This is a genomic window from Mycobacterium sp. 20KCMC460, assembly GCF_022179425.1.
In the GTDB taxonomy this organism is placed as follows: domain Bacteria; phylum Actinomycetota; class Actinomycetes; order Mycobacteriales; family Mycobacteriaceae; genus Mycobacterium; species Mycobacterium kiyosense.
Window position 1 is genome coordinate 4851761 of record NZ_AP025524.1, and the last position, 19402, is coordinate 4871162.

Sequence of the window (19402 nt, forward strand, 5' to 3'; positions counted from 1 at the left end):
GTCAAGGCCGCCGGGTAGTCGGGCTTCGCGCTGATGGTGGCCCCTGAAACGGCTTCGTCGCTCAGAAGACGCTGTAGGCCCCGTCGACAACCACTTCATTGCCGGTGTGGTACGTCAGCCCGGGGTGCGCAAGAAACGGTGCGATAGCCAGGTAGTCATCGGCGGTTGCCCAGCGGCGCAACGGGATTCGCGCGGTAGCAGCCTTCATGAATCTCGGATCGGCACGCAGGAACTCGTTCATTGCGGTGGTCGTCCACCCTGGTACCAAGATGTTCACCCGGATACCATGGCGGGCCAGTTCCACAGCCAGGGTCCGGCCCAGACCGACCAAGCCGGTCTTGGTCACGGCGTAGGCGGCCTGGCGTGCGGCACCATAGCGCGCCACCATCGACGACACCACCACGATGGATCCGCTCCCGCGGTCGACCATGTGCCTGGCAGCGGCTCGTGTGGTCAGAAAGCTGCCGTCGAGGTTGGTGCGCAGGACGCGCTGCCAATCGGCCAGGGGCGTTTCGACATACGGGGCGAAGTCTGCGATGCCCGCATTGGCGAACAAGCTGTCGACGCGACCGAAACGTTGCAGGGTGGCGCTCATGGCGCTTTCGACGTCGGTTTCGACGGCCACGTCACACATTACCGACCAGGCTTCGATGCCCTCGGCACGCAGTGCGGCCACTGTCGCCTCGTTGCGGGCCTCGTTTCGCGCCCAGATCGCCACCGCCGCGCCCGCCAGCCCCGCACCTCTGGCCAAAGCCGCACCAATGCCGTCGTTTCCGCCAGTGACCACCACCGTGGTGCCGCTCAGGTCGTAGCTGAAGGGTGGCCGTTGTGCAGCATCGAGCGGCTGGTCGGCATTGCCTTCGGTCACGATGTGAGCTTTTGCAGCTCTCGGCGAAATATATGGTTCACCAACTCGTTTCGCCCGAGCAGCATCGGTCCGGCGTTCGCGCTTTCCATGGCCTGCTGTGATCCGCGTAGCAGCGGAAAGTCTTCGTCGAAAAGCACGGCTTGCAGGATGGCCCAGTTCTTCTCCCAAAGCTGTTGCCACCGTGCGTCATCCATGCCTGAGTCCGCGACGCTGGGAACCATCATCCGCATCTCCATCCGGCAACGGCCGGGCTCGGTGGGGTGTGGCCGAAATGTCAGCAACTCGAAATGCGTGGTCTGGCGAAGCAAAGTGCTGTTGGGTAAGAGGAAATGGCCGTCGATGATGTGTTTGGTCAGCAGCTCGATCGACGGGTCGTCGTCCAGGACACGGTCGATCGACTTGCGTGGGGTGGTCATGCGTACGTGACGCCCGTAGTCCTCGACGGTTTGCACATTGGTGTAGACGTGCTTTCCCGCGGAATTGGGGTGCGCGTACTGGATGTGGTAGTTGTCGATGAAGGCGTCCTGCATGATCTTCCAGTTGACCGGCTCGTCATAGGCCGCGCTGCGGAAGGTGACGAGCCGCTCGAGCGGATAGCTGCCCAGCAGCTCATCGAAAGCCTCGCCCAGCCAAGCGGACACGTCGATGGACGCCGTGGCCTCATCGACCATCCATACCAGTCCGTGGCGTTCCTCGGTGGGCAGCTCGATCAGCCCATGCGCGGCGCGATCCACATCGCCGAAGGTGTTGCCCCGCGTCACCGCGCGTAACGAGCCGTCGGGGTTGTAGGACCAACGGTGGTATCCACAGGAGAACAGCCGACAGCTGCCTCGCTCCTGCTCCTCGAGGAGCGCGCCGCGGTGCCGGCAGTGGTTGACGAATGACTTCACACCGCCGTCGCTCTGACGCACCACGATGACCTTGTTGCGTGGCATCTGCAGCGTGAGAAAGTCGCCCGGGCGCGGTATCTCCGAGCCGTGGCACACGATCGAGGGCACCCGGCCGAACACCAGTTCGCGTTCGCGCGCGGCGATCGCCGGATCGGTGAACTCGCTGGGCTGGATGGTTACCACGTCGTCGAATTCCGCTGTGGTGCCGTTTTTCAGGTGGTTGAGCAGCTTCGAGATGCGATCGTGGGGCGCCGCCGAACCCGCCAGAGCCTTCGTCACGCCGTGCCTCCTTGCGATTCACCATGCCAAGCGCGTCGCGTAATATCTACTATCACTAGGTTTACACCATTCATATGGACAAACAAAGGCCGTCATCGCGCCGAGCACTCGCACGCCGGCTGAGGTGATGCCGCAAATAAGCGGCTGACCAGCGGATGTGACGCTTGACACAGTTTACCTATACTCATAAGTTATAGGCATTGCCCGCCGCCCCAACGGGCATCGGTCGGCAGTGCCCGGGAAGGCACGGACGGCTTACCCGGGCCGACTGGGCAGCCCCAGGAACACAGTCAGCGCAGCAAATGGTACGGCTTAGGAGCAAGCTTGTTATGACCACTACCACCGACACAGTCCCCGCTGAGCTCGTCGTCGACTTCGACGTCTACGACCCCGCCTTGGCCGCCCCGAAAGACGTGTTCCAACAGCGAGTTCAGGAGCTGGCGGCGGTGGGTCCAGTGGTGTACTCCCCGCACTACGGCGGTCACTGGGTGGTCACCCAATACAAGGAAGTCGCGGAGGTGCTGCGCGACCCCGCCCGATTCTCCAGCTATCCCAACAACCTGGTTCCGCACGGCTTCGGCAAATTCATTCCCCTGGAATACGATCCGCCGCTGCACACGGTGCTCCGGCATGCGCTGCAACCACTTTTCAACCCGAACCGCATGAACGCGCTGGAACCCCAGATCCGAGCCATCGTGACGGAGTTGATCGACGGGTTCGCCGCGCGCGGATCAGCGGAGTACATATCCGAATTCGCCCACGAGCTGCCGGCGCGGGTTTTCCTGGCGTTGATGGGCTGGCCGTTGCAGGACGCGCCGATGTTCACCGAAGCGACCGACACCACGCTGCACGGCGTGCCGGGCGGCACCGAAGAGGAGTCCGCGGCAGCCCGGGCCGCCGCGGCCGCGCGGATGATGAATTACTTCGGCGCCGTGGTCACCGACCGGCGCAACCGCTCGGTCGACGCTTCCGACGTCACCGCATCCATCATCAACAGTTACATCGAAATCGACGGTGAGGTAAGACAATTCACCGATGAAGAGCTGTGCAACATCTTCATGCTGTTGCTCATCGCCGGATTGCACACCACCCAGGGGTCGCTGGCCTGGGGCATCATCCATCTGGCCGCTCACCCGGACCAGCGGGCAACGCTGGTCGCAGATCCCAGCCTGATTCCTGCCGCAGTGGAAGAGGTGCTGCGTATGGAGGCGGCAGTCTCCATGGGACGCCGGGTGGTGCACGACACCGAACTGGGCGGTGTGCAGCTGCGGGCCGGCGATCAGATGTTGGTCATGCTCGCCGGTGCCAACCGAGACGGACGGGAGTTCGACAATCCCGACGACGTGCAAGTGAGCCGCACCCCGAACCGGCACCTGTCCTTCGGCACCGGCCCGCACCGATGCCTGGGCTCTCATCTGGCCCGCGTCGAGCTTCGCATCGCCTTCGAGGAATTGCTGCGTCGGCTGCCCGACATCGAGCCCGATCCCGATCGACCCTCGGTGTCGAACACCGCGCAGGTGCGGGGCGTGCTGGAGTTGCACACGCGCTTCACCCCTGAGGCGCAGCCGGCGCAGCCCACGGCGTGAGCTTCGTTCTAGTACCTGGAGTTCAGGTCGAACGCCCGAATCTCGTTGTTGGAAAGTGACACTCGGCAGAGTGTGGTCCGGGGAGAAAGCAGGAGACCGCGTGCACGTGCATGAAGAATTGCTGGTCGGTGGCGAGTGGCGCAAACCCGCGTCGAAGGGGCGGATCAGTGTCGTTTGCCCATCCACCGAAGAGGTGATCGGGCAGGTACCCGACGCGGGTGTCGACGACGTCGACGCCGCGGTGCAGGCCGCCCGCACCGCGTTCGACCAGGGCACCTGGCGGGCTATGACCGTGGCCGAGCGGGCCGACGTACTGGAGCGCGCGCTGCAGTTGCTCGGCTCGCGCATCGATGAGATCAGCCGACTCGTCACCGCGCAGATGGGCCTGCCGGTCAGCATCGCCGGAATCCAGATCCCGGGCGCGCTGGACACGGGCCGCTTCTTCCTGCAGGCGGCACAGGCCGATCCGGTCAGCGAGGTCAGGCAGACCCAAACTTGCGCTGCAGCGGTGATCAAGGAACCGGTGGGCGTGGTGGCGTCGATCGCTCCGTGGAATGGGCCATTCAACATGGCCATCGCCAAAATCATCCCGGCCCTGGTGACCGGGTGCAGCGTGGTCTACAAGCCGGCCCCGGAGACGCCGCTGGACGCATTCTTCATCGCCGAGGCATTCACTCAGGCGGGCTTGCCTGCGGGGGTGTTCAACCTGATCACCGGAGACCGCGAGACGGGGGCCGCCCTGGTCGCGCATCCCGGGATCGACAAGGTCAGCTTCACCGGCTCCACTGCGGCCGGCCGTGAGATCGGCCGGGAGTGCGGCGGCAGCTTCAAGCGGTTACAGCTGGAACTGGGCGGTAAATCGGCGGCAATCGTTCTCGACGACGCCGACATCGCTGCCACCATGACCGGTCTGGCCATGGGCTGCTTTTTCAATACCGGTCAGGTGTGCGCGGCCTACAGCCGGGTGCTGCTGCCGGCAAGTCGCTACGACGAATTCGCCGCAGCGTTGGTGGCGACCGCCGAATCGTTCGTCGTCGGCGATCCGTTCGACCCCGCCACCACGATGGGGCCGCTGGTTTCGGCACGCCAGCGTGACCGGGTGCTGTCCTACATCGAGGCCGGCAAGAACGAAGGCGCCGTGATCGCCACCGGCGGTGGGATTCCCGCCGGCCTCGAAAAAGGCTTCTACGTCGAACCCACCGTTTTCACCGGCGCGGAGAACTCCATGCGAATCTGCCGCGAGGAGATCTTCGGGCCGGTGGTGGCGGTCCTGCGCTACGACAACCTGGAGCAGGCCATCGCGATCGCCAACGACTCCGACTACGGCTTGCACGGCGCGGTCTTCACGACCGACCCGGCCCGCGCGGCCGACGTCGCTCGGCGAGTGCGTACCGGGACGTTCAGCGTCAATGCCTTCGTGTACAACATCGAAGCGCCTTTCGGCGGGGTGAAAAACTCCGGCATCGGCCGCGACACCGGACCCGAAGCCGTGCAGGCCTACTACGAGTTGAAAACCGTCAATCTCGACGCGCCGACCGCCGCAATGTTCAGCTGAACGAGTATGCAGTACAGCTTCCGCACCCACCGCATCTCCGGCGGCATCGGCGCCGACGACCGGTACTGGGAAGCATTGGAAGAAGGCGTTTTTGAGCTTCCCCGTTGCGCGGACTGCGGACGCTGGGTCTGGCCCGCACACTTTCGCTGCGGGCAGTGCGGCGGCTGGGAACTGGACTGGGAACCCGTCGATCCAGTCGGCGCCGTGTACGCGTGGACGCGGTGTTGGTATACCTTCGACCGCACCACCGAACGCTCCCCCGACCTCCCCTACGTCGTTGTCCTGGCCGAGATTCCCGCTGCCGGTGGCGCCCGAGTCACCGGCGTGTTGGATGGCGCTGAGGAGCACTTGCGCATCGGCTCGCCGGTCCGGGGAAAGATCGACGCGCCATCGGCAAAAGCCAAGGGATACGCGACAATTCGTTGGGAACTGACCGGAGACTGAGAACCCGCAATGAGCACGTCGATCAACACGATGCTGCGTGGCACAACGGCGGTCGTCGGCATCGGCCAGACACCGTTCTACAAACGTGGAACCTCCGGACAGCCCGCGCTGAAGCTGGCACTGCGGGCCATCGTGGCGGCGTGCGACGACGCCGGCATCGATCCGGCAGATATCGACGGATTCGTCTCCTACGGCGCCGAACGCAACGACGGGCAACGGATGATGCCCGCATTGAACACCAAAGAGCTCCGGTTCGGGGCACTCGTTTGGACCCACGGCGGCGGTATCCCAGGGGCGTTGGGCCTGGCCGCGACCGCGATCGTAACCGGGCAGGCCGAGGTGGTCGCGGTGTACCGCGCGATGTCCGAAACGGGGGGACAACGCCTGCGGCTGGACGTCGCCCAGGACGACACCCCGGCTCAGCAATTGGTCAACGGGTTGGACGGGCCCGCCCAAATGTGCGCAATGCGCTCGATGCGGCTGATCGAGGCCGAAGGAGTACCGGCACGCACGTTCCGCGACATGGCTTTGGCGTCGTATTTTCACGCGCAGCGCAATCCCGCGGCTGTCGGGCGTGGGACCGAACTCGACGAATCGACATACGCGTCGTCGCGATGGATTTCAGAGCCCTACCGGCTGTTCGATTGCTCGCGCGAAAACGACGCGGGGGTCGCGGTCATCATGGTCTCCGCGCAGCGGGCCGCCCAGCTGCGCCAGCCGCCGGCCTATCTGCTCGGCGCACCGATGGGTGCGGCCCGCGACTGGGGCATGCGCGAAGAGAACCAGAACCCGTACTGGTCGGCGGGTTTCCAGGGTGTCGCGGACAGGCTGTGGGCCGAAACCGGATTCGGCCCGGGCGACGTCGACGTGGCCCAGATCTACGAAAACATGACCGGCATGGGCGTATCGGCGATCATCGAGCACGGCTTCTGCAGCCTGCAAGACGCCGCCGAGTTCATCCGATTCGACAACCTCATCGCTCCCGGTGGTGCGCTGCCGATCAATACCTCCGGCGGCAACCTCGCCGAAGGCTTCATCCATGGCATGAGTCTGGTGAACGAAGCCGTACGCCAGATCCGCGGCACCTCCACCAATCAGGTTCCCGGGGCCGCGCTGTCGCTGATGACCGGCGGGCCCGGCGATCCCGTCGTGTCCACCGCTTTGCTGGGCAGTGCCGACACCCTTTGACTCCGGCGCGTCGGCAGACAGGCTTATTGCCCCACACGGATAAACCTACTAGCATTAGGCAAATTGTCGGGCGCAACCCGCGGCATCCCGAGCTGGGCTGCCGGCGGCCTGGATCGCGGAGCGCCGCGTCTTGCGCTCTGGGTTTCTTACCACGCTCGGGGTTCAGTGCAACAGAAAGGGACCGTCTTGACATCAATCCCCCCGATGTCCCAGATGTCCCACATTTCCGAGTCACGCTTACCGCTAAGCACATTGCGCGTCCTCGACCTCACCGAGGACGCCGCCGAATGGTGCGGCCGAATCCTGGCCGACCTCGGAGCCGAAGTCATCCGCATCGAGCCACCCGGCGGCTCTCCGGGACGCCGCGACGACTTCGGGTTCGCGCTGCGCAACGCCAACAAATTCGGGGTGGTCCTCGACCTCGACGATCCCGCCGGGCGATCCGCATTGCTGGATCTCGCCGCCGACGCCGACATCCTGTTGGAGTCGTTCAGCCGTGAGCAGCTGGAGACCCACGCGTTGACATCGGCGGCGCTGCTGCAGGCGAACCCCGCCCTGGTGGTCGTGTCGATCACCGACTTCGGGCGCACCGGCCCATACCGTGATCGCGTCGCCACCGAAGATGTGCTCGCCGCCGCCGGCGGTGTCTTGTCACGGTCGGGGCCACCCGGCGGCACACCGTTGCTGCAGCCCCGGGGGGTGGTGTCGCTGACCGTCGGCGTGAACGCGGCGTTTGCGGCGCTGGTGGCGTACGTGAAGCGGGTGCGCACCGGCGAGGGCGAGCACGTGGACGTCTCGGCGCTGGAAACGGTGGTCCACGGGTTCGACCCGGGCTTCGGATCGCAGGGCACCGCGGCCGCCGGCCGATCGGAGACCTTTCCCCGAGGCAGACCCGATGCGGCCAACTACTACCCGATCTACACCTGCGCCGACGGGCACGTCCGAATCTGCCTGCTGGCCGCTCGGCAATGGCGTGCCATGTTCAACTGGCTGGGCCAGCCCGCCGAGTTCGCCGACCCGCGGTACGACGCGATCCCCGCCCGCTTCGCGGCCTCCGACCGGCTCAATCCGCTCATCGCCGCACTCTGTGCCGACCGCACCCGCGATGAGCTTGTCGCCGAAGGCACCGCCCGGGGCATCCCGATCGCCGGCGTGCTGACGGTCGATGAAGTGCTGGCCAGCGACCACTTCTCCGAAACCGGCACGCTGGTAGAGGCCGACATCGCCGACGGCCTGCGAGCGACGGTGCCGTCCGGTTTCGTGTTCGTCGACCGCGCCCGAGCGGGGTTAGTTCGCCGCGCCCCACGACCCGGCGAGCACAATCACCTGCTGACCGCTGCCCGCTCGAGTCGACCCGACCACGACCTCGGGTTGCCGGCGCTGCCGCGTGGGGCAGCGCCGTTGAGCGGCCTGCGAATGCTCGACCTGGGTGTGATCGTCTTCGGCGCCGAACTCGGCCGCCTGTTCGCAGACCACGGTGCCGACGTCATCAAGGTCGAGAACTCCGCGTTCCCCGACGGCCTACGCCAGACCCGTAAGGGGGGCGGCATGAACGCGTCCTTCGCCTGGGGACACCGCAACAAACGCGGCCTGGGTCTCGACTTGCGCCATCCCGAGGGAGCCCGCCTCTTCCGCGAGCTCGCCGCCCAGGCGGACCTGGTCTCCGCGAACTTCAAACCCGGCACGCTGGAAACGCTCGGGTTCAGTCACGCCGAACTGGCCCGGGTGAACCCCCGCATCGTCGTCACCGACAGCAGCGCATTCGGCAGCCGCGGCCCGTGGCGCAGCCGGATGGGTTACGGGCCGCTGGTGCGCGCGTCCTGCGGACTGTCGGCGCTGTGGCGAGACACCGACGCGAATCCCGATGAGCCCAGCGCTTATTGCGACGGTTCGACGGTATATCCCGACCACGTCGCCGGGCACGCCGCGGCGGTCGCGGCGCTCGCGGCGATCATCGGGCGCGGCTCAACCGCGCGCGGCCAGTCAATCGAGGTGCCGCAGGCCGACGTCGCCGTGTATGCCTTGGGTCCCACTCTGGCGCTGGCCTCGAAGGCCATCGCCTCTGGTCAGCCGGGCAGTGTCGACGCCGAAGGAAACCATCGAGCCGGTCTGGCGCCGGCCGGGGTATTTCCCTGTGCCGGTGATGACGAATGGTGCGTGATAGCGGTGCGCGACGACGTCGATTGGCGGGCACTGGCCGCGGTGACCGGCCTACCCGACGATCCGGCCTTGAGCACTTTTGCCGGGCGCGCCGCCCAGCGCGAGCGGATCGAGGAGCGACTGGCCGGCTGGACCGCAGCGCACGACCCTGTCGACGTAGAAGAAAAGCTGCAGGCCGTCGGGGTTCCGGCTGCGGCGATGGTGCGCCTGCCCGACGAACTCACCCACCCACAACTAGTGGCGCGGGACTCCTTCCACACCCTGGATCACCCTTTGCTGAGGAGTCCCATACCGGCCTCGGCGCGCATCGCCCGCTTCTCCACCATTCCGGACCCGGAGCTGCGTCCGGCCCCCGCTCCCGGCGAGCACACGCGGGAGATTTGCGCGTCGCTGCTTCACCTGGACGCTGACGAGATCGACCGCCTGGTGGATGCCGGGGTGCTGCAGCCGCCGATCGACGAATCCACCTCACCCCGGCAAGCCGAGAAAGCCGCCGGGGCTCAGCCGGCACGGAAAGGACTCGCCCGTGAGCATCAGCCTGGATAGACATTCGGTCTTCATCGGCGGCACGTGGGTGGCCGCGTCCGCGTCGACCGCCGAGGTGCTGGAAGCGGCTACCGGCAAGGTGCTGGGCAGCGTGGCACTGGCCGGAACCGCTGACGTCGACGCTGCGGTGAGCGCCGCGGCGGCGGCGCTGCGGGGTCCGTGGGGGGCCACTTCCGGGATGGAGCGTGCCGAGCTGATGCGTCGGATGGCCGCGTCGCTGCAAGCACGGGCCAAGGACACCGCCGAATTGGTCAGCCGCGAAAACGGCATGCCACGCCGGCTTTCCCTGGGCGCCAACGGCTACTTTCCGTCCATCGCGCTGGACTACTACGCCGGCCTGGCCCAGCACATCGACGATGAAGACGAGCGGCCGGGCGCGCTCTCACACGTTACTGTCCGCCGCGAGCCGATCGGGGTGGTCGCCGCGGTGATCCCGTGGAACTATCCGATGAGCCTGGCCGCGATGAAGATCGCCCCCGCGCTGGCCGCCGGCTGCACCATCGTCCTCAAGCCGCCGCCGGAAACCGCCCTCGACGCTTTCGCGTGGGCGGAGGCGGCGCTGGAGGCCGGCCTACCCGCCGGCGTGCTCAACGTCATTCCGGGCGGGCGGGAGAGTGGTGCCGCCCTGATCAGTCATCCCGGGGTCGACAAGGTCGCCTTCACCGGCTCCACCGCCGCCGGCCGCGCTATCGGCGAGATCTGCGGTCGGCTGCTGCGGCCCGTCACGCTCGAGCTGGGCGGCAAGTCCGCGGCGATCATCGCCGACGATGCCGAGCTGGACGCTTTCGTAGCGGCGCTGCCCGACATCTGTCTGCCCAACAACGGACAGACCTGCCATGCCGCCACCCGCATCTTGGCACCCGCCTCGCGGTACGCCGAGATCGTCGACGCAGTGACCGACACGGTCGGCGCGTTGCGCATCGGCGACCCACTGGACAAAGCCACTCAGATCGGGCCCATGGTCAGCGCGGCCCAGCGCGGCCGCGTCCTCGATTACATCGAAACCGGCAGGGCAGGCGGGGCGCGTCTCACGACCGGGGGCGGCACGCCCGCCGATCAATCCGTGGGCTGGTTCGTCGAGCCCACAGTCTTCGCCGACGTCGACAACGCGATGACAATCGCCCGCGAAGAGATCTTCGGGCCGGTGCTGTGCGTGCTGCCCTACGCCGACGACGACGAGGCCGTCGCGATCGCCAACGACTCCGACTACGGGCTCGGTGGCACGGTGTGGACGACCGACCCGGAACGGGGCGCGACGCTGGCGGCCCGGATGCGCACCGGGTCGGTGGGAATCAACCACTACGCCCTGGACGTGGTCGGCCCGTTCGGCGGCGTCAAATCCAGCGGCGTGGGTCGCGAACTGGGTCCCGAGGGCCTGGCGCCGTACGTGGCGCTCAAATCGGTCTACCGGCCCCCGGTCAGGGAGAACCGTTGACCGCAGCCATCGTCGGCCTGGGCATGACGGAGCTGGGCAAGGTCTATGGGCGGTCGTCGACCGCGTTGGCTGCCGAGGCTGTCCAGCGGGCGGTCGGTGACGCGGGGCTGGGGCTGCGCGACCTGGACGGTCTGCTCGTCAGTGCCGGCGTCAAGCAGGACGTCGGGGTGGGACTTGCCGCGGTGTTGAGTCTGGGCGAGCTGAATTTGCTGGCCCAGGTCAACGCATTTGGCGCCACCGCCGGGGCGATGGTCGCACACGCCGTGCAGGCCATCGAAGCCGGCGTGGCCACCACGGTGGCTTGCGTTTTTGCGGACTCGCCTTTGAAGCCCGACCGCTCGGCGGGCGCGTCGTGGCGCTCGCCCAATCGGTTGGGCAGTGCCGGCACCGCGGCGCGCGGGTTGGCCGGCTGGTCGCTGGCCTCCGGCGCGGTCAACCCCAACATCCTGTATGCGTTGTGCGCACGGCGGCACATGCAGGCATACGGCACCACCTCGCGGCAGCTCGGCGAGATCGCGGTCGCTCAGCGCGCCTGGGCCGCAGGCAATCCCGTTGCGCAGCTACGCGATCCACTGACGATCGAGGAGCATCAAGAGTCGCGGTGGATCGCCGAACCCTTGCATCTGCTGGATTGTTGTCTGGTCAGCAACGGCGCCATCGCCGTGGTTGTCACCGCGGCGGACCGGGCGGCCGACCTCCCCCACCCACCCGTCCACGTCTGGGGGTACGGGCAGGCGCATGCGCCACGCCGGATGCAGGCCGGCTCGCAGTGGGGTCTGGTCACCCCGGCCGCGCGGTCGGGACCGCAGGCGATGCGGATGGCCGGCATCGGGGTCGACGATGTCGACATCGCGCAGTTGTACGACTGCTACACGTACACGGTGTTGGTCACCCTCGAGGACTACGGATTCTGCGCCAAAGGGGAAGGCGGCGAGTTCGTCTCAGACGGCAGACTCGCTCCCGGGGGCAAGCTCGCGTGCAACACCGGCGGCGGGCAACTGTCGTCGTACTACATGTGGGGCATGACTCCGCTGTCGGAGGCGATCATCCAAGCGCGCGGCGACGGCGAAGCACGCCAAGCCCCCCGCAATGACGTGGTGCTGGTCAGCGGGAACGGCGGCATCCTCGAACACCACTCCACCCTGGTGCTCAGCCCGCATCGACGCGGGGCCGCGGCATGAGTGCCACGCTGCCCGCGGTCGTGCGGGACGAGGCCAGCGCCGCGTTCTTCGACGCGGCGTCTCGCGGCGAGTTGCTGGTCAAGCGGGGCCCGTCCGGGACCGTCCTGCCCCCAGAGGCGCGCACCGATCCGACGACCGGCTCGTCGGACCTGGAGCCGTGGGTTGCCACCGGCGAGGGGACACTGGTGAGTTGGGCCGTCGTGCACCGCGCACCGCTGCCCGCGCTGGCCGCGTCGGTGCCCTACGTCACCGCCATCGTCGAATTGACCGAGGGCCCATGGCTGTTGGTACGGCTCCTCGTCGACGAGCCCGATCGGCTGAGTGTCGGCGATCCGGTGCGGGTGCGCTTTCTACGTTCGGGTGATGGAGCAGAAGGCGAACAGGGTTGCGAGGTGTTACCGGTGTTCGAGCTCGCTTCGGATGCTGGGTGAGGCTGCGGATCTTTCGCTCTGCATCCGTTCAGCCACCGGTAAACGTGCGTTCCCGCACCTTTCCGTTTACAGCTGTGCCCGATCTTGCAGGTATCGCTTCAGGTCGCCGATGAACTCGGTGTAGATCGCTTGGAAGACCGCGGTGACTTCGTCGAGAACGTTGTGCTCGCAGTCGAACTCGCCGTACCACTCGAGGAACGTCGTCCCGGTCTCGGTGATCGGCAATGCATGAACGGTTCCGCGATACGTCGACACCGGGAACGGGATCTCGTCGGCGAACTCGTAACTGTACCGGCGGCCCGGGGCGTCGTAACCGATCAGTCGCTCGCGGGCCGTCTGCCCGTCGGGCTCAAGGGTGAGTCTCCGCACCGACCCGACCGTTGCCGGGCCCGAACCGTTCTCGGACTCACTGGCCCGGATGCGGGCGATCCATCGGGGCAGACCGTGAAAGTCGCCGAGAACCGCCCACACGGCGTCGACGTCGGCGTCGATGGTGCAACTGACGTAGGCGAGGCTCATTGGTCTCCGATCGGTGGCGGATCAACGTCCCGACCAGATTGTCCTGCTGCGGCGGGCGCGGGTGATCGGCGGCAGTTGACGTTACGCCACCGCACAGTTCGAGCCGCGTCAGGATGCGGCTGTGATCGTTGACACGTCGTAACCTACTGAAATAAGGTTTTTGCGTTGGCGGCGATTCCCGGCCGGCCGCGCCATGACCTGTCCAAAGGGAGAGAGCGCATGCGATGACCGAACTGGTGACCGACGGTCTGAGCTATTGGGCGAGGCAATCCCCCCACCGTGCCGCCATCGTGTTCGACGGCGTGGATAGCGTCGACTACGCGGCTCTGGATCGCTGGACCGACAGTGCCGCAACGCATCTGGCCGCTGCGCTCAGTCCTGGGGAGCGGGTCGGGATCATCGGTGACAACAGCCTGGAGTGGGTCGTCGCAGCAATCGGAGCCCTCAAGTTGGGGGCCGTCGTCGTCCCCTTCAACAATCGCTTCACCCCCGACGAGCTGCGCTATCTGATCGACGACTCCGGCCCCAGCCTGATCCTCGCCGACGCCGCCCACCAGAGCCGGGCATCGGCGGCCAGACAAGGGACCACAACGCAGCTTTGGCGTCTAGAGGATTTCACCGGGTTGCGTCATCAGCAATGCCCCGCGGTTGCGCGCCGCGAGGAGGCGCAGCCGGACGACATCACGCAAATTGTCTACACCAGTGGAACGACTTCGCACCCAAAAGGTGTCGTCTTCACCCACCGCAGCACGTTCAACCTGGTCGCGGACCTGGCCATCACCGAACCCGCACTTCGGCCCGGTGCCCGAATCATCTACACCCTGTCGATGTCGGGGGCCCCGGGACTGCTCTGGCACATTCTGCACCCGTTGATCCGGGGTATGACTATCTACTACGAGCGTGGCTTCGATGCCGCGACCACGCTACACCGACTCGCCGACGAGCGGATCCAGATCCTTTCAGGCGTACCTGTTCTCTACGAGCGCATGGCGTCCCATCCGGATTTCGGGTCGGTCGACCTGTCGGCACTGGAACTGGCGACGGTCGCGGGTGCCCCGGCCCCCATCGCGACGATGAAGTCCTGGCTGAGCAAGGGTGTCGTCGTGCAGCAGGCCTACGGAATGACGGAACTGGGGGGGCTTTCCACCATCAACCCCAAGGAGCAGGCCGGCCAGTGGCCTGAATCAATCGGTGATGGAACGGTTTTCACGCGCCTGCGGGTGGTGCGGCCCGACGGCACCGACTGCGAGCCCGGCGAGCCCGGCGAGATCATCGTGTCCGGTCCGGGCATCGCGCCGGGGTATTGGCGAAACGAGGACGCTTACGCCGCCGCGATGCGTGCCGGCTGGTTTCACAGCGGCGACGTTGGTATCAAGGACGCCAACGGGATTCGCGTCGTGGACCGGCTCAAAGACATCATCATCACGGGCGGTTTCAACGTCGCCCCCTCCGAGATCGAGGCGGTGGTCAGCGCGCTACCCGGCGTGCTCGAGACGTGCGTGGTGTCGGCGTCCGACCCGAAATTCGGTGAGGTGCCTGCGACTGTCATCTACACCGAAGAGAACCTGACTGCGCAAGCAGTGATCGAACACTGTCGAGCACATCTTGCCGGCTACAAAGTGCCGCGCCACGTCATCATCCAACACACGCCGTTACCACGGATGGCCAGCGGGAAGATCGCCCGACGCCAAATCCGCGAGGCTCACCCCGAGCTGATGTCAGACACTCAAGCGGTCGGCTGAGGCCACCGGTTTCAGGAGGCTGTCGGCTCTTTGAGTTCCGCAGTGGCAGAGCCGAACTCATTCCAATGTAGCGGTGGCGGCGCTGTCTCGGGGACCTGCGGCGCCGCGCCGCGCAGGAAACTACGAATCGACTCGGCGAACACGCCGGTGGCGGATCGCTGATTGGCGGCGGCGGCCGCGACCAGCACCGGTTCGGTGGCCGGATCGGCGTTGGCAAATAGGCGCCCCCTGCCCTCGTCACCATGCATCGCTTCGGTGACGCCGGCGCCCAAAACCAGTTTGTCCAGCCCATCCATGATCAACACCACTTGCTCCAGCGGCACGCCGATCTCGATCAGATACGCCGCGGACTTGTTGTAGTTGCGGATGAGCACATCGCGCGGCATGAACTGCAGCAGCAGCGGCACCGCATTGTGGTGCCGCAATATCGATTCACGAAACGCCAGACTCAGCGCCACAAGCCACTCCATCCAGTTGGGCACCGACGTAGGGTCGGGTAACCGCGTCTCGACCACTATCGCCCGCGCCACCGCCTTCAAGATCTCCGCCTTGTCCTCGAAATGGTGATACAACGACGGCGCTTGCACATTGAGCTCCCGCGCGAGGCGGGGCAGGCTGAACGCGTCCAAGCCTTCCGTATCGATGATGCGCAACGACGCCTCCACTACGGCGTCACGACGGATTAAGGGCTTGGAGGGACGGGGCATGGTCACATTATCGACCATCGGTTGCTCAAACGCAGCAACGCGGCCGAGATAAACCTAAAATCAGCAGGTTTACTACCTGCTGGCCTCGCTCGGCACGGCCTGACCACTGGCAGCCGCGACGGCGCTCACATCAGTTGCCGAGCGCTCGGCGCGGCGACTGGCACGCAACATCAGCCACGTCATCGTCACCATCCAGATGAAGAACGACACACAGAGCAACCACCAGGCCAGAATCCCGTTCCAGGCCACGGGGCCGCCGTGCACAAAAACGACGAAACTGCCCGGCGCGACGCCCAGTGCGGTCCAGATGTTGAGGTAGGCAGACCAGCGTGGCAGCAGTGGCTGTGGGCGACGATCGGAGAACACCACGATCGCGATGATCGCCATCTGGACCATCGCGGTTCCGACCACCCCGACGTACGGCAACCACGCCAGGTCATTGAGCATCTGGACGGTCTCGGGGCTGCGCTCAGCCCGGTACGCCGCGGTCTGCCACACCAGCTGCGGGAAGATGAACTCGAGGATCAAGCACGATCCGGCGATCAGCTGGGCCGTTGCCAGCGGCGAATCGCTGCCCGCGATCCGACGGATCTGATGGGTCAGGGCCGCGACGAAAAATGCCAGAAAAGGCGCTGCCGCGGTGGCGACCCACAGGCCCGCCCGGATCCGGCCTCGGTGTTCGGCGAACATCCGCGCTACTGCTTCGGCGCTCATACCCGGGGCCGGCGGCGGGATGAAGCCCGCCAGCAGCCAGAAACCGACAAAGAACAACGGAGCGAAAGTGATTCCGCCCCAGATGCAGACGCGCTGTTGTCGCTCCGTCATCATGGCCGCGCCTGTCGTGCAGTGTCGGGACAGGACTCGGCCGAGGTGCGCATGTTCCCGCCCACATGGTCGGCGGAGCTCAGCACTCGTAGCGCGGCGATAACTCGCGACAACCGAGGCACCGCAACCAACCCCGAGGGCCCACCGCCGCCGACGACGACATCAGCAGTCATCGGCGCACTACCGTTTGAAGGCGTCGATGATCTGCAGGTAGCAGTCCTCGGACTCCTCGGCGGTGAACGGCGGCACATAGGACGTGTGCAAAGCCAGGTGCGGCAAACCCTTGTAGTTGTCCAGTTTCTGGCGACACTCCTCCGGCGTCCCGGTGATGGAGAACAGCTCCACAAGCTCTTCGGGGGTGTCCTCGAACGCGGCCAGTCCCTTTTGCATCATCGAAATCCGCAACTCGTTGACCAGGTCCTGCACGCCCTCGATCTCGGCGACAACGTCAGAAACCGGATGGGCGATGTAGAAACCGACGTGCTTCTTCGCGCGCGCCAGAGCGACATCACGGTCGGGGTGCACGCAGCAGATGACCTCGCACGCCAAATCGAGCGCATCCGGATCACGACCGGTCGAACGTGCGCCCTCGGCGATGTTGGGTAACACGATCTGCTCGAAAAACTTTGGCGTCCATAGGTATCCGACCCATCCGTCGGCCTTGGCTCCGCACAACTTCAACATCTGCGGCCGCATACCCGCAACCAGGATCGGGATCTGCGGGCGCACCATCTCCCGCAGCCCCCACGGGTTGATCGGCGGGGCGACGAAGTTGTAGAACGAACCGCTGTAGGGCTTGACCTCTTCACCGGCGAGGTATGCCCAGGACCGGCGCAACACATCGACGTATTCACTGAGCCGCTTGATCGGCTTGTTGAAGTCGGTGGAGTGGAAGGACTCCAGAAACTCCGGAACTCCGGTACCGAGGCCGAATCTCATCCGGCCTCCGGACAGCTCGTCGACATCGGCCGCTGCATTGGCCGCTTCGAACGGCGAGCGGTTGAATGCCGTCGCCAGCCCCGAGCAGAGTTCGATGTTGGAGGTGGCCAAGGCCGACGTGGCCAGCATCGCAAACGGATTGCGGTATACCTCATAGGTCCACACCGAATCCAAGCCCGCCTCGTCGGCCATCCGCGCGTAATCCGGTATGCGCGAAAGCGCTGCCGTGCGACTGGGCATTGTGATTCCAAGTTTCAAGGCCCCAAACCCCTTTCAGGTTGAACTACCAACTGTTTCGTACAAAGCGGGCATGACGGTTCGCGCAAAGCGTTCCTGGTTGGCCAGCGCCACGGCCGGCGTCAGATTGCCGAACGCCGAGACGACGATGAGGCCGCCGGCATCGGTGCGGCGCACTATCTCTCGGGTCTGCTCGATGACCTCGTCGGGTGTCCCCCACGGCTGCAGCTCGGCCAGGAAGTGCGCGAACTGCTCGTGACCATGCTTGGCGATGGTCCGCGCGATGTTGCCGTAATACTCGTAACCGGGTACTCGCGCCGTTGCCTCATCGGCGAACCCGTAGTGATCGATCGTCGAACGGTAGTAATTGACCACCTGCTCGAAGTATTCGGCGGCGGTGTCGCGATCCTCGTGACAGGCATTGAAGATGACGACCATCGGCTTGGGCGGGTCACCTTCGCGGTACCGGCGATAGTGCTCACGGTAACGCTCCACGTCACCGACCGTTTGCTCCCAGGGTTTTTGCAAGAAAATCATGATCCCGGCGCCCAGCCGCGCCAGCACCTCGGCGGACTCCGGCGAGATCGACGAAGCAAATACCCGCCCGCGCAACGGAGCCAAGGGGGCCGGCCGCAGATCCACACCGCGGATTCGTCCGGTTTCGAACGCGTCCAGCAGCTCGGCGGCGTACTGATCGAACAGCTGGCGGGAGCGCCCCATCTCGACGCCGAAGCCGTCGAACTCCTGACGCGCCAGACCGCGCCCCATGCCGAGGATCAGCCTTCCGCCCGAGAGGTGATCGAGCACGCACGCGTGTTCGGCCAACCGAATCGGGTCGTGCCACGGCAATACCGACACCATCGTGCCCAGCTGAACCCGGTGCGTCCGCCCCGCAACCCAGGTCAGGAACTGCAGTGGATCCGTCGACATCGAGTAACCCGCGAAATGATGCTCCACCGCCCACACCGAATCGAAGCCGAGCGACTCGGCCCGGTCGGCAAGCGCCATCTCCGCCTGCCAGACCTCGCCATCCGGTCGGCCGTCAAGGTTCTGGAAGAAGTGTCCGTGCCCGATACGCATGACGGATTGCGGCTCCTCAATCATGGCCGCGACTCTGAACGACCGTGTAGACAGAGCCGAACCGCAGCATGTTTTGGAGCATATCAGCACAGCCGACGACTGTGAACGATCGTTGACTTCTGCACCAAGACAGCGTTAGTTCGGCCGCAGCGTTTCGCTTCGCTCGACGAAGGGCCTCGGCGCACTCTCTCGGTCAGGCCGTTGTGGGGCGTCCCCGTACTGAGCACGTTGTCGAATGTCGGCCAGGAGTCCGCGGCCGGAGGTGTCCGGTTGAACCCGAGGCCATACCGTGCTTGCGGCGTCAACGCGGGCCTCGGTGCCGACGACATCTGACATTCGACGAGGTGACCGCCCCCTACTGCGACCGGACGTGCGCGAGGTCATAGCGTTCCGCCGCGCGCGGCGCGAGCACTATTGCACGCTGATGTTGCCAAACCTGTGGACGGGCAGTCCGAGCCACGGCGCGTTCGTGGCCCGCGAATTGGGCCTGCCGGCCGTGGTGAACACGCACGACGCGACGCGACGGCTGCGCTCGGGAGATCGCGTCCGAGTCGACGGATCGGCCGGCACGATAACCCGGATCCCATAAATGCCTACCTGGACTGATGCGAATAAGCCGAACTGCCGGACCGGTCGCTGTTAACGATCGGTTGCAGTCTAGATCTTTGTAATAGATTTGATCTAGCGTGTATTCGACGATTTTGGCAGTAATCGTTCTCCACGACGTTTGACCAGGAATAGAGTACCCGGGTACACGCACTCGGTGTTACACCAGAACCTGACGACCGCC

General features: G+C 65.7%; 16 protein-coding genes and 1 pseudogene. 10 read left to right on the forward strand and 7 right to left on the reverse strand.

The window, feature by feature from the left end; genetic code table 11:
* Positions 1-61 precede the first annotated feature (61 nt).
* Together MKCMC460_RS22335 and MKCMC460_RS22340 are read right to left on the reverse strand one after the other, a co-directional pair.
* The gene (locus MKCMC460_RS22335) at positions 62-868 is read right to left on the reverse strand and encodes an SDR family NAD(P)-dependent oxidoreductase (protein ID WP_236977174.1); all 807 of its coding nucleotides are present in this window, start codon (positions 866-868) and stop codon (positions 62-64) included.
* Positions 865-2025: an aromatic ring-hydroxylating dioxygenase subunit alpha gene (locus MKCMC460_RS22340; protein WP_370653196.1), complete on the reverse strand. Its 1161-nt coding sequence runs from the start codon at positions 2023-2025 to the stop codon at positions 865-867. Before MKCMC460_RS22340 ends, MKCMC460_RS22335 begins: the two co-directional genes overlap by 4 nt.
* Positions 2026-2366: 341 nt before the next feature.
* On the opposite strand from MKCMC460_RS22340, the gene MKCMC460_RS22345 reads away from it, so the two are divergent.
* The 8 genes from MKCMC460_RS22345 (at position 2367) to MKCMC460_RS22380 (ending at position 12563) form a co-directional block, all read left to right on the forward strand.
* A complete protein-coding gene (locus MKCMC460_RS22345; protein WP_238304831.1) occupies positions 2367-3623 on the forward strand; it encodes a cytochrome P450 in 1257 nt (418 codons plus the stop codon).
* A 100-nt stretch (positions 3624-3723) separates the two neighbouring features.
* Positions 3724-5178 (forward strand): aldehyde dehydrogenase, encoded by a 1455-nt coding sequence (locus MKCMC460_RS22350; protein ID WP_236977175.1) that lies wholly within the window; start codon positions 3724-3726, stop codon positions 5176-5178.
* 6 nt (positions 5179-5184) lie between these two features.
* Positions 5185-5622 (forward strand): Zn-ribbon domain-containing OB-fold protein, encoded by a 438-nt coding sequence (locus MKCMC460_RS22355; protein ID WP_236977177.1) that lies wholly within the window; start codon positions 5185-5187, stop codon positions 5620-5622.
* 9 nt (positions 5623-5631) lie between these two features.
* The gene (locus MKCMC460_RS22360; protein ID WP_236977179.1) at positions 5632-6810 is read left to right on the forward strand and encodes a transporter; all 1179 of its coding nucleotides are present in this window, start codon (positions 5632-5634) and stop codon (positions 6808-6810) included.
* A gap of 213 nt (positions 6811-7023) precedes the next feature.
* On the forward strand, positions 7024-9516 hold the full coding sequence (locus tag MKCMC460_RS22365) for a CaiB/BaiF CoA-transferase family protein (protein WP_236984326.1): 2493 nt from the start codon (positions 7024-7026) through the stop codon (positions 9514-9516).
* Positions 9497-10951 (forward strand): aldehyde dehydrogenase, encoded by a 1455-nt coding sequence (locus tag MKCMC460_RS22370; protein ID WP_236977180.1) that lies wholly within the window; start codon positions 9497-9499, stop codon positions 10949-10951. The genes MKCMC460_RS22365 and MKCMC460_RS22370 overlap by 20 nt, the downstream gene beginning before the upstream one ends.
* Entirely contained in the window at positions 10948-12132 is a 1185-nt protein-coding gene (locus tag MKCMC460_RS22375; protein ID WP_236977182.1) for a thiolase family protein, read from the forward strand. The genes MKCMC460_RS22370 and MKCMC460_RS22375 overlap by 4 nt, the downstream gene beginning before the upstream one ends.
* Positions 12129-12563 carry a Zn-ribbon domain-containing OB-fold protein gene (locus MKCMC460_RS22380; protein WP_238304833.1) on the forward strand — a complete coding sequence of 145 codons (435 nt, stop codon included), beginning with the start codon at positions 12129-12131 and terminating at the stop codon, positions 12561-12563. The genes MKCMC460_RS22375 and MKCMC460_RS22380 overlap by 4 nt, the downstream gene beginning before the upstream one ends.
* A gap of 66 nt (positions 12564-12629) precedes the next feature.
* Here MKCMC460_RS22380 and MKCMC460_RS22385 read toward each other — a convergent pair whose 3' ends face one another.
* Entirely contained in the window at positions 12630-13082 is a 453-nt protein-coding gene (locus tag MKCMC460_RS22385; RefSeq protein WP_238304834.1) for an SRPBCC family protein, read from the reverse strand.
* Between the two features lie 224 nt (positions 13083-13306).
* On the opposite strand from MKCMC460_RS22385, the gene MKCMC460_RS22390 reads away from it, so the two are divergent.
* On the forward strand, positions 13307-14824 hold the full coding sequence (locus MKCMC460_RS22390) for a class I adenylate-forming enzyme family protein (protein WP_238304835.1): 1518 nt from the start codon (positions 13307-13309) through the stop codon (positions 14822-14824).
* 11 nt (positions 14825-14835) lie between these two features.
* Here the strand turns inward: MKCMC460_RS22390 and MKCMC460_RS22395 are convergent, their stop codons facing one another.
* The 4 genes from MKCMC460_RS22395 to MKCMC460_RS22410 all read right to left on the reverse strand — a co-directional run bounded on the left by MKCMC460_RS22395 (position 14836) and on the right by MKCMC460_RS22410 (position 18636).
* A complete protein-coding gene (locus tag MKCMC460_RS22395) occupies positions 14836-15531 on the reverse strand; it encodes a TetR/AcrR family transcriptional regulator (RefSeq protein WP_236977187.1) in 696 nt (231 codons plus the stop codon).
* A 72-nt stretch (positions 15532-15603) separates the two neighbouring features.
* Positions 15604-16356, reverse strand: a complete 753-nt coding sequence (locus tag MKCMC460_RS22400; RefSeq protein WP_238304836.1) for a hypothetical protein — start codon at positions 16354-16356, stop codon at positions 15604-15606.
* Positions 16357-16536: 180 nt separating this feature from the next.
* Entirely contained in the window at positions 16537-17535 is a 999-nt protein-coding gene (locus MKCMC460_RS22405; protein ID WP_236977189.1) for an LLM class flavin-dependent oxidoreductase, read from the reverse strand.
* A gap of 33 nt (positions 17536-17568) precedes the next feature.
* Positions 17569-18636, reverse strand: coding sequence for an LLM class flavin-dependent oxidoreductase (locus tag MKCMC460_RS22410; protein ID WP_236977190.1), 1068 nt, complete (start codon positions 18634-18636; stop codon positions 17569-17571).
* Positions 18637-19057: 421 nt separating this feature from the next.
* On the opposite strand from MKCMC460_RS22410, the pseudogene MKCMC460_RS22415 reads away from it, so the two are divergent.
* Positions 19058-19201: pseudogene (locus tag MKCMC460_RS22415) on the forward strand (PEP-utilizing enzyme); the annotation flags it as partial.
* Positions 19202-19402 lie beyond the last annotated feature (201 nt).

Coding starts and splice junctions, on each gene's coding strand:
- MKCMC460_RS22410 (WP_236977190.1), bottom strand. CDS start 18,636: ATGATTGAGGAGCCGCAATCCGTCATGCGTATCGGGCACGGACACTTC.
- MKCMC460_RS22345 (WP_238304831.1), top strand. CDS start 2,367: ATGACCACTACCACCGACACAGTCCCCGCTGAGCTCGTCGTCGACTTC.
- MKCMC460_RS22360 (WP_236977179.1), top strand. CDS start 5,632: ATGAGCACGTCGATCAACACGATGCTGCGTGGCACAACGGCGGTCGTC.
- MKCMC460_RS22365 (WP_236984326.1), top strand. CDS start 7,024: ATGTCCCACATTTCCGAGTCACGCTTACCGCTAAGCACATTGCGCGTC.
- MKCMC460_RS22395 (WP_236977187.1), bottom strand. CDS start 15,531: ATGCCCCGTCCCTCCAAGCCCTTAATCCGTCGTGACGCCGTAGTGGAG.
- MKCMC460_RS22400 (WP_238304836.1), bottom strand. CDS start 16,356: ATGACGGAGCGACAACAGCGCGTCTGCATCTGGGGCGGAATCACTTTC.
- MKCMC460_RS22380 (WP_238304833.1), top strand. CDS start 12,129: ATGAGTGCCACGCTGCCCGCGGTCGTGCGGGACGAGGCCAGCGCCGCG.
- MKCMC460_RS22385 (WP_238304834.1), bottom strand. CDS start 13,082: ATGAGCCTCGCCTACGTCAGTTGCACCATCGACGCCGACGTCGACGCC.
- MKCMC460_RS22390 (WP_238304835.1), top strand. CDS start 13,307: ATGACCGAACTGGTGACCGACGGTCTGAGCTATTGGGCGAGGCAATCC.
- MKCMC460_RS22355 (WP_236977177.1), top strand. CDS start 5,185: ATGCAGTACAGCTTCCGCACCCACCGCATCTCCGGCGGCATCGGCGCC.
- MKCMC460_RS22405 (WP_236977189.1), bottom strand. CDS start 17,535: ATGCCCAGTCGCACGGCAGCGCTTTCGCGCATACCGGATTACGCGCGG.